The organism is uncultured Fibrobacter sp. (genome assembly GCF_937877005.1).
Classification (GTDB): domain Bacteria; phylum Fibrobacterota; class Fibrobacteria; order Fibrobacterales; family Fibrobacteraceae; genus Fibrobacter.
In genome coordinates, this window is record NZ_CALEFV010000299.1 from 1 (window position 1) to 9,854 (window position 9,854).

Sequence of the window (9,854 nt, forward strand, 5' to 3'; positions counted from 1 at the left end):
AATAGATCATCAGGATACGACGGCATCGTTGCTCGAAAAGATGGTCGTTCCCGGCTGTGAGGCTTTGGATGAGGCACTTCGCCAGTTGCACGAGGGTCGCGAGAAGGATCTGACGCAGGATCATGCTCAGGCCTCGGGCGCCCCGAAACTGAAAAAGGAAGAAGGCCTGATCGATTTCAATCTGCCCGCGAAGGTCATTCACGACCGTATTCGCGCTTTCAATCCGTGGCCGGGTGGATATGGAAAGCTCGGTGGACGCATGGTTTACCTGCGTAAGACAGATACTCCCGAAAATGGTCCAAAACTTGTCCCGGGTGCAGTGGAGTTCAAGGATAACCGTCTTTATGTCGGTACGGGCGAGGGACTTCTCGAAGTGATTGAAATTCAGGCTGAGGGTAAAAAGCCGATGCCGGTTGCCGACTTTATGCGCGGAATCCAGAACCGCGAAGGACTTTGCTTTTGTTAGGTGAATCGCTGAAAGAACGAATGGACGCTTACCGAGTCCTCCTGCTTTGGCAGAGAGAGGGCACTTTCATCAAGGAAAGTGGCCTTTCCCCTTTTGCGATGGAGCTTGCCTTGGGCGTATGCCGTAGGCATCTTTACTTGCAGTTCTTCATTAGGGGACTTGTGAAAAGGATGCCTTCGATGGAAGTCTCTACGGTGCTGGAACTGGGACTTTTTCAGATGTTTTTCATGGAAGTGCCGGACCATGCCGCCGTCGCGACGAGCGTGGATCTTGCTAAGGCGGCGAACCTTCACGAAGGTTCCGCGCGGCTCGTGAATGCCGTGCTGCATGCCGCGCGCAGGTCCGGATTGCCCAAGCTTCCACCGCAGCGAATCCGTCGCGTGTCCATCGAGAATTCTGTGCCCGAATGGTTGGTGCGTCGCTGGTTCGATATTTACGGAGGCAATTGCGCCGAAGCGATGGCGAAGGCGACTCTGGATCGACCTGCGGAATGGATTCGCGTGAATTTGCAGAAGACTTCTGCTCCGGTGCTAGCCCAAAAACTCGGTATCACGGGTGCATCAATCCTCTATGACCGATATGTGCAAATTCCCGATGGTGTCAAGCTGAAGTCCCTTTTGGAATCGGATTCTTTTGCGAGGGGTGAATTTAGCTTGCAGAATCCTTCGGCTTATCAGGTTGTCAAGTTGCTTGATCTGAAACCGGGAAATCATGTATGGGATGCTTGCGCGGCTCCCGGAGGAAAGGCTGCTCTCATGGCCGAGATGGATTCTTCTCTTGATATCCTGGCGAGTGATTCCTCGGAAGCGCGTGTGCTCAAGATGCATGATCTTGTAGACCGTCTGGGACTTTCGAATGTCCGCGTGCAGTGCGTTGATGCGCTTTCGTCGAATAAGGGGCCTTTTGACAGGATTCTTCTTGATGTTCCATGCAGCAACATGGGTGTTATTGCGCGTCGTCCGGAATCGGTATACCGACTGACTCCGGAAACAATCCGGGAACTCGCCGAACTGCAGTACAAGCTGCTGGAATCTGTTTCGGCATGTCTTGCGACCGATGGAATTCTTGTCTACGCGACATGTAGCCCCGATCCCGATGAAACGACGAAAGTGGTGAATCGATTCGTAAAGGAAAATCCGGAATTCGAAAAAGTTGGCCATGCAGTTCTTCCTGGCGTGGAAGATTCTCGCCTGGATGGCTTCTATGCGCAGGCTCTGCGGAGAAAGAAATGAAAACTTTGAACAAATTGATTCTTACCTGCGTGCTGTCATTTTGTACATTGCTGTTTGCTCAGTCGGCTCCTCGCAATGTCGAAGATGTCGCTTTTTCTCATGGGTTTATTTCTATTGAAGGGGGAGAAGCCTATCCCTTTGGAAATTTGGCCGAGGCAGTCTACAATACCTTTTATGGCGGACTTAACTTCCGTTATTCTTACTGGGAAAATGTGGATGGAATCGTCATGTTCCACTACTCGTATTTTGAACCTCGTCCAGATGAAGTGGCTTATGACGGTGTACATCAAGTTTCGGGGCGTTTGGGGCTAGACTGGCGTTGGCCGCTGATCAGTCCGATTGTATTGGGAGCAGGCTTTGCTTGTAGCTGGACGCGGGCTGATTTGGATGATGATGTCGTAAAGGATAAGATTTACAGATTGCCGGGTGGAACGCTCGGTGATAACGAAACAGAATTTGGCTGGTATGCTCGCTTGAATGTCGTCCTTTGGAATTTCGAAAAGTATCGTGTCGGCTTTAACTTTATGTGGGAAGAAATCTGGACATTGCCTGAACGCTCTGATATGTTGTTTGTAGGCATCTATGTAGAAAGGAAGCTCTGGTAATGAAGAAGTTTTCCCTAATTTCGTCGCTTCTTTTATCTGCGGGCGTTGCTATTGCACAGATTCCTGCCGAAATGGAAGGTATGGAGTATGAAACTCGTGCAGACGGGACATTTTTAATTGGTGGTCCGACATTTGCTTTTGATCGGGTGTTGGGTGCAGGAGGTGTACATTCCGAAAGTGAACTTTGGACCCCTGCAAAACTGCGCGACCGTTTACTTTTCAATCGCTGGTCGGGAACGCCCTCGTGGACTCCGCTTGAACCGGGAATTTGGGTGAAGACGGGTAATGAGTTGGGCGACCTGATCTATCAGGATTTTATTACTGCTGATAGTCGCAGGCCTGAAAATAGGACCCCTATCTTGGAGGGTGGTTTCCGTAGCCCTAGTTTCATGGGCTTTTGGGCAACGGCGAGATTCTTTCAGGACGATCATTTCTGTAGCGGAGCGTACAGTTATCGTCGAGAATCGGTAGAAGGCAACTACACTCATTTGGGCGCGAACTGGGCGATGTTCAGCTCTGTCTATGGTGGCGTCGGTTTTACGAATTCGCTCATAAACGCATCCATGTTGGTGGGCGAGGAATACATATGGTTTTATACGGCGACTTCTCGTTGGATTCCTGCTCATTACAAGCCGCGAGTGGAATCCCGTGCAGATATAGGGAATTTGTCGATTACGCTTGCCTATGAAGATATTGAATATGAAAATCTACTTAAGAAGGAGAACGGTTCTCGCAAGGAAGTAAATGGATCCGTCTACTACAGGTGTGGCAAGGCTTGTCAGCAGGGTGTCTTCCAGTTGTCAGCAGGACTTGCTTTTCGTGCGGTAGACGATTCGGGTATGGTCTATACGGAATTGGATGAAGACCGTGTTGCGTGGCCCTTCATGGAACTTCGTGTACAGCCGGTGCGCCGTTTGACGGCCGATGTGACTTTTGGTATCAATGAGCGTGATTGGCTTGTCCAGGATAGTGTCCAGTTTGAGATCCCTGCCCCGCAAAATATGGGTGCTGTAGTGGGTGTCAAGAATGTGTCGGGTTCACGTTTGAATCCGCTTGCGGATACAAAGGAATTTTTTGGCAATCATGAAGTGGATTTGATTGCAGATGGTCAAATGAACCTGATTCAAGCCTATGCTTCGTATGTGGATACTCTGGAAAATATGGCGAGCATCGGCGGCCGCGTAAGTTTGTGGACGGAACATGGTGCGGAAACTTTTGATGTTGAGTCGTATGAAATCGATAAGAAACATCACATGAAATGGCGTTATGGAAATGTATCAAGAATCCATGATTGGATCAAGGGTATTACGGGCGAACTATGGCTGCATGCATGGTATCGCGACATGTTCAGGTTCTCGGCGATGACGGGCTTTGAACATGTCGATGGTCCGATAGATAATGCCGAAGTGACGCCTGCAGAATTCTATACAGGCTTTACCGGTGACTGGCTATTGAACAGGACTTTCAAAATATCGCATTCGCTGCGCTATAGGAGTGACGCAAAGTGGAACCTTCGTTCGTCAAATCCGATGGTGGTCAAGGGTGACTGGGTGTGGGATGCGTCATTCTCGCAGCTTTTCCCGAAATATGGTATCACTTTGACGGGAACGCTGTTGCATGTGCTGGCCGACGAAGTGATGGAAACGGTGAATGGCGGTTATGATCGCATCCGTTTCATTTGTCAGGCTAAGAAGACTTTTTAGGTGTGCCTAGGACAAGAGTGCAAGCGCCTTCAGACAGAACGAGTTGGCGAAGAAATCTTGGACATAGTCTCGCTTGACCCATTGCGTTTCGCATGCAGTGTTGGTGCTTGCCGTTTTTACTGACGCTTTTTTATTTGTTTGAATATGCAAAACATCGCATTCGATTTTATGCACGGTGATGTTATGCTTGAAAAATCCGATGCTCTTGACGACGGAGACATGGTCTGCGTTGATGTACGCTTCGGCTTGCGCGGGTAGGCCCGCTGTTGCGTTGCGTGAAGATTCAAAATGAGGAAGAGTCCATTGTTTTTTGAAAAACTTCTGGCTGCCGCGGATAGCTAGAATCCTGTGGTCGCTACTTTCTATCACGAGAACGGTGCCGTGCCAATCCTTTTGAACATGCTTCTTGGTGGGAGGAAAGATTGCCGTGCGGTTTTCAGCAAATGCTTTGCAGGTCGCTTGCAGAGGGCAACTTGTACAGTCGGGATTTTTCACTTTGCATACGGTGCGGCCTAGTTCCATCAGGGCTTCGTTGTGCATGTACGCCTTGGGCGAGTCAGCGACTTCGCGCGCGTAATCCCAGTAGGTTTTTAGGGAATCTTTTGAATCGGTGGGCAAAAAGTCCAGCGCATACAGTCTCGAAAAAATCCGTACCAGGTTTCCGTCGAGAATCGCTTCTTGCTGGTGGTAGGCGAGGCTTAGAATAGCGCCGGCGGTGTATGCTCCAATGCCCGGCAATGCCTCCAGTTCCTTGCGGGTGCTCGGCAAGGCGGCTTTGCGCTCGCCTCGCTTGTCATTGCGAGACCCCTTACAGGGGTCGTGGCAATCACTAACCAACTGTTTTGCCGTCTTCAATATGTTTCTTGCTCTGCTATAATACCCAAGGCCCTGCCAATACTTGAACACTTCTTCTTCGTTTGCCTTGGCAAGTGATTCAATATCGGGAAACCGTCTCATCCACCTTATAAAATATTCCCTCACGGTAGCAACCTGGGTCTGCTGTAGCATGGTCTCGCTGATCCATACCGCATAAGGGTCTCGCAATGCGTCCAGGTCGACTGGTCGCCAGGGCAATTCTGCGGCGTTTTTCTTGAACCAATCTCTTAGATTTTTCAGGGATTGTTTATCCATTTTTTTGACGATGCTCATGCCTCAGAGGTGCGTAGCACCGACCTCGTTGCTCACAGCCCGTAGGCTTCTTTTTTTAACTTGCGGAAATATTCGAACTGGGCCTTGGTGGAACTTTCCATGGTGTATTTTAGGCTGCGCAGGTGCGCCGTCTCACGCATCTTGGCGTAGGTCTCGGGCTCATCCAGGTAAATCCGGCGGCATTCTTCCAGGGCGCTCAGCCAGGCGTCTTCGTCGATGGGGAGGATTCGGCCTGCAGCCTCGTCCATCACGATGTCGTGAGGGCCACCGTAGTCGCTGACCAGCGCCGGCGTACCTGTGGACATGGCTTCTACCACCACGTTTCCGAAGGTGTCGGTTGTGCTCGGGAACAGGAAAAAGTCGGAATCGGCGTAAAGCCCCGCCAGGGTCTCTCCGCCCTGCTCTCCTGCAAAGTGCACGCTGTTGTCGCCTTCGTAGAACTTCTTGATTTCTTCCAGGTACCAGCCGTAGCCTACGTACATGAGCTCCACGTCGCTATGCAGGACGGCGAACTTTTTCCACACCCGGTTCAAGAATTCCAGGTTCTTTTCCTTGGAAATGCGGCCGATGAACGAGAAACGAACCTTGCGCTCGGCGGATCCGTTGTACTTTTCCCAGGTGCCCTTGCCGCGGAGTTCCGGCGAGAATTTTTCGAGCGGAAGCCCGCGGGGGAGAATCTGCACCTGATTGGCGGGAATTTTCAACTGCGAGGTGAGAATGTTCGCGTAGTCCTTGCAGGGGCTTACCACAGGCCTTGTCATGCCGTAGAAAATCTGCATAAGCCACAGCACGTACTTGTGCATCCACTTCGCCTTCACCAGGGTCTTGGTGTAGGTGGGCACGTCGGTGCGGTAGTGGCTGAACACCTTGATGCCTGCCACCTTGGCGCAGAAACATACCAGCCAGGCGCCGGGGCTCGGTGTTTCGAATTCTATCAGGTCAACGGGGTAGCGCTTGAGAAGTCTGAGTACCGGGCTTATGCGGGGAATCGCTAGCTCGCTGTTGGCATACCCCAGCTGTTCCATGCTGAACATGCGCGGAAGCAAAATGCAGTATCCGTTTTCCACCACGCCGCAGGGGCGGGTGTTGAAGGCGTTTCCAGCGAGGAAGGCGTTCATGCCGTGGGTGCGCATGTAGGGAATCACGTTCCGTAGGTTGTTGGCAATGCCGTTAGTTTCGTCCAAGTTGTCGGAGTAGAAAAGAATGCGGACATCATCGGCGGGGCGGGACTTCCGTTCCTTTTTCAGGTAGAAACGGAGCTTCAAAAGGGCTGGGAAGTTGAGAATCAGGGTGCCAAAGACCACCGGAGGAATCATGCAGGTCCGCAGGTTTCCGGGAGGTTGGTGCTTGAAACCGAACATCTTCTTGAAGGTGCTCGTGACGGTGCGTCCAAAGATTGCCGGACGCGTGTCGAGAACGTCGGTCGGCTTAAGCTTTGTTGAATTTGACGCAGTCGGCATATTTCACTCCTTTGCCACCGAATAGGTCTAGAGCCGAGCCGATGGTGAGGTCAATCGTTCCGTTAGAAATTTGTTTGCAGTGCTTGAGGTCGGCAAGGGACTTGGCGCCACCTGCATAGGTGCAGGGAATTGGACTGTGTTCGGCGAGGAACATGATCAGTTCATCGTCCATACCCTGCTGCTTTCCTTCGACATCGGCTGCATGAATCAAAAATTCGTCGCAGTAGCGAGAAAGGTCTTCGAGCGTTTCTTTGTTGACCTCGATGTCGATCAAGGTTTGCCAGCGGTTCGTGGCAATTTTCCAGCGAGGTCTCGCTTCGTCAGGATCGTCGATTTCGTCGTCAGGAACGAACTGCCTACTTTGTGCGGAACTGACTCGCTTGCAGCTCAGGTCCAGTACTAGATGTTCCTTGCCTACGGTTTTTGACAGGAGTTCCAGCCGCTCCCTGTCCAGTTTCCCTTCCGGGAAGATCCAACTCGTTACGATTATGTGCGACGCACCTGCATCCAGGTATTCCTTGGCGTTGTCGGCGGAAATGCCCCCGCCGACTTGAAGTCCTCCCGGGTAGGCGGCGAGTGCCGCCTTGGCTGCCGTCTCGTTCCCTTTGCCGAGCATGATTACATGTCCGCCCTTGATGCCATCCTTTTTGTAGAGTTCGGCAAACCAGGCAGGAGAACGGTCCGTTTCAAAATTTGTCTTGAGACCGGTTCCGCTATCGCTTAGTGAACTACCCACGATCTGTTTAACGCGACCATCGTGCAGGTCAATGCAGGGACGAAACTTTGTCATTAGTCCTTAACTCCGGTAATGCACCAGTCTAATTTTTTCCCGTGGCTAGCATCGCTGCGGCCCCTGTAGAACAGAACCTCGCCTCCGGCGGCAATCTGGAAAGCCTTTTTGGCAATCCAGCCGTCTACTTTATCTAGGAGACTTGCTTTTTGGAGTGTCTTGGCGACATTAAATTTGAGTGTGGGGACGCTCGCGTCCTGCCATTCGAAGGTCAGGTCGTTTTTGGCGAACTTCTTGCCGCTGTAATTGCTTTCGCCGTCCTTGATTACCTTGGGCAGTGCTACCTTAATTCCGGATTCGTCCTTGTAGATCGCGTAGCCGAAAGGAAATCCGTCTTTGGAAATCGAAATGCGGCCGGCAAATAGCGGTGACTTCGCATTGGTGCTGAAATTGACGGAACGGGCCGCCAACTCAGTTGCCTGTGCCGTCTGCCAGGTCTGATCCATATACGCGTAGCCCTTGACTGCGATAGTGTCTTGTTCGTAACCGATTCTGCCGGAAACGCGACCGTAAGGAATGTGCACGTATTGCCCGAAACTATTCTTGCCAATTTTCCACACGCCGTTTCCTGCAACTTTACCTGTTTCGGCAGACTCGAAGGTGACATCGAGGAAAAATTTCCCTCCCTTGTCGGCCGTAAAGTACACGCGGTGTCCCTTGCCCGGCTTGTGTTCCATCTTGTATTCGCCCTTGATGTCTATAGTGGCAGATGCCTTGTCGGCCTTAAGGCGTTCGGGCGGATACTGGCGGCCTACTGTATACGTTTTGCTCTTGAAATTCCAGAAACTCATATCGCAAGCGACTTTTTTGCCGGAGCCCGGAATATGGAGCGTTGAGTAGTTGATGAAGGCGCGAGTGCCGTTGTCGAAAACGAACTGATAACTCCATGTTTCGTTGAATTCTTTAGCGTTATTTTGATGCGGCATAAAGTCGTCGACCGACACGCTACGCACAGAACCCTGTGGCGCCACGACATCGCCTGCAAAAGCAAGCGATACGCTAAACAAAAACGCCAAAATTCCAAAAAGAACTTTCATGCTATCAAATCTCATCACTAATCGCTAACCGCTTCCAACTTTCAACTTCCTACTGTCTACAATCTCAAGTCTTGTCCCATGCCGAGCTTGAGCTCTATGCGACGCCTCTGTACCATTTCGTTGAAGAGGTCGGTGAGGCAGTCTTCGATGCTAATCATCGGCTTCCAGCCCATGTTCATGGCCTTTTCGGGATTTCCGATAAGGAGTGGGATGTCGTTGCTGCGTTCGTAACCGGGGTCAAAACGGAAGTCAACGCTTACGCCTGCGATGTCGACGAGCATTTCGGTCAGTTCGCGGACGGTGTATGACTTGCCACAGCAGAGGTTGTACACTTCGCCCGGTTCGGATTGATTCAGAAGCTGAATCATGCCGCGAGCCACATCGCGAACGTCGATAAAGTCTCGGCTGATGTCGAGACTCCCCGCGTAAATGGCGTAATACTTGATTTTGACAAGCTGGTAGGTTATTGAGGGAATCACGAAACGGCGGCTGTGATGCGGTCCCGTAAAGTGGAATGGACGGACGAACACCACGTGGAGTCCGTAGGCGTTCTTGAACTGGTTCCCGAGAAGTTCCATGCACGCCTTGGATGTGGCGTAGGGGGTAAGTGGGTTGGGAGGGTCTGTTTCCTTGTGCAGGTAAGTGAGCTGGTGATCGGTACGCCCGTAGATTTCGCTCGAACTGAGCAGCATGACCTTTGCCCTGGAACAGTTCTGCCGGACCGCTTCCAGGAGATTCTGCGTGCCAAGCAGGTTGATGTTCAGAGTCTCGTAAGGCTTTTTGTAGCTAAGTCCCACCGAGGATTGGCTTGCAAGGTGATAGATGTGTGTTGGCTGAACATACTGGATAACTTCCTGTACGGTTTTGTAATTTAGGAGGTCGCCGTTCAGGTATTCGACGCCTTCTACTTTCTGCCAAGGCTGCGGCTGTTCGTCGCTAAAGCTGTACAGATCGTGCGTCGTTCCCACGAGGCTCGACAGAATGTGGTAGCCCAGGGCACCTGTTCCACCGGTTACAAGAATACTCATATTCATACACTCCTATTGAGCATTACTTAATAGCTCCCCAGCTTTGAGTAATGATATCTTTATCGATGTTGCTTACTTTTTCCACTTCTCCAATCTTAGTGGGCAAGATGTATACACGCTTGCCCTTTTCTGCCTTCTTGTCTACAGCCATGGCGTCCCATGCGGCTTCCGTGTCGATATCGTATTTCTTCGGGAATCCGAGGTCGTCCAAGAGTTTGTTCTGACGAGCTTCTTCTTCGGCCTTAAGTCTAGCCTCTTCTTCCGCCCTCTGACGAGCTTCTTCTGCCGCCTTTATTCTTGCTTCTTCAGCGGCTCTTGCTTCTTCTTCAGCCTTACGTCTTGCTTCTTCCTCTGCCTGACGGTTATCTTCAGCCGGTGCTGAAT

8 protein-coding genes and 2 pseudogenes are annotated in these 9,854 nt (G+C 51.3%); 4 read left to right on the top strand and 6 right to left on the bottom strand.

Annotated features, from left to right (window positions below; translation table 11 throughout):
- From Q0628_RS13395 to Q0628_RS13410, 4 genes and pseudogenes are all read left to right on the top strand, one after another.
- Positions 1-466, top strand: a pseudogene (locus Q0628_RS13395) (methionyl-tRNA formyltransferase); the annotation flags it as partial.
- Positions 460-1,698, top strand: coding sequence for a transcription antitermination factor NusB (locus Q0628_RS13400; protein ID WP_298771785.1), 1,239 nt, complete (start codon positions 460-462; stop codon positions 1,696-1,698). The pseudogene Q0628_RS13395 and the gene Q0628_RS13400, both read left to right, overlap by 7 nt.
- The gene (locus Q0628_RS13405) at positions 1,695-2,303 is read left to right on the top strand and encodes a hypothetical protein (RefSeq protein ID WP_298771787.1); all 609 of its coding nucleotides are present in this window, start codon (positions 1,695-1,697) and stop codon (positions 2,301-2,303) included. Before Q0628_RS13400 ends, Q0628_RS13405 begins: the two co-directional genes overlap by 4 nt.
- The gene (locus Q0628_RS13410) at positions 2,303-4,006 is read left to right on the top strand and encodes a hypothetical protein (RefSeq protein WP_298771789.1); all 1,704 of its coding nucleotides are present in this window, start codon (positions 2,303-2,305) and stop codon (positions 4,004-4,006) included. Before Q0628_RS13405 ends, Q0628_RS13410 begins: the two co-directional genes overlap by 1 nt.
- Before the next feature lie 6 nt (positions 4,007-4,012).
- Here the strand turns inward: Q0628_RS13410 and Q0628_RS13415 are convergent, their stop codons facing one another.
- From Q0628_RS13415 to Q0628_RS13440, 6 genes and pseudogenes are all read right to left on the bottom strand, one after another.
- Positions 4,013-5,155, bottom strand: a complete 1,143-nt coding sequence (locus tag Q0628_RS13415; RefSeq protein WP_298771791.1) for an A/G-specific adenine glycosylase — start codon at positions 5,153-5,155, stop codon at positions 4,013-4,015.
- A 32-nt stretch (positions 5,156-5,187) separates the two neighbouring features.
- Complete coding sequence (locus tag Q0628_RS13420) at positions 5,188-6,615, bottom strand: glycosyltransferase (RefSeq protein WP_298771793.1); 1,428 nt, start codon at positions 6,613-6,615, stop codon at positions 5,188-5,190.
- Positions 6,584-7,405: a phosphoribosylformimino-5-aminoimidazole carboxamide ribotide isomerase gene (hisA, locus tag Q0628_RS13425; protein WP_298771795.1), complete on the bottom strand. Its 822-nt coding sequence runs from the start codon at positions 7,403-7,405 to the stop codon at positions 6,584-6,586. The genes Q0628_RS13420 and hisA overlap by 32 nt, the downstream gene beginning before the upstream one ends.
- Positions 7,405-8,442 (bottom strand): hypothetical protein, encoded by a 1,038-nt coding sequence (locus tag Q0628_RS13430; protein WP_298771797.1) that lies wholly within the window; start codon positions 8,440-8,442, stop codon positions 7,405-7,407. The genes hisA and Q0628_RS13430 overlap by 1 nt, the downstream gene beginning before the upstream one ends.
- Positions 8,443-8,498: 56 nt before the next feature.
- Positions 8,499-9,470, bottom strand: a complete 972-nt coding sequence (locus Q0628_RS13435; RefSeq protein WP_298771799.1) for a GDP-mannose 4,6-dehydratase — start codon at positions 9,468-9,470, stop codon at positions 8,499-8,501.
- A gap of 22 nt (positions 9,471-9,492) precedes the next feature.
- Positions 9,493-9,854, bottom strand: a pseudogene (locus Q0628_RS13440) (hypothetical protein); the annotation flags it as partial.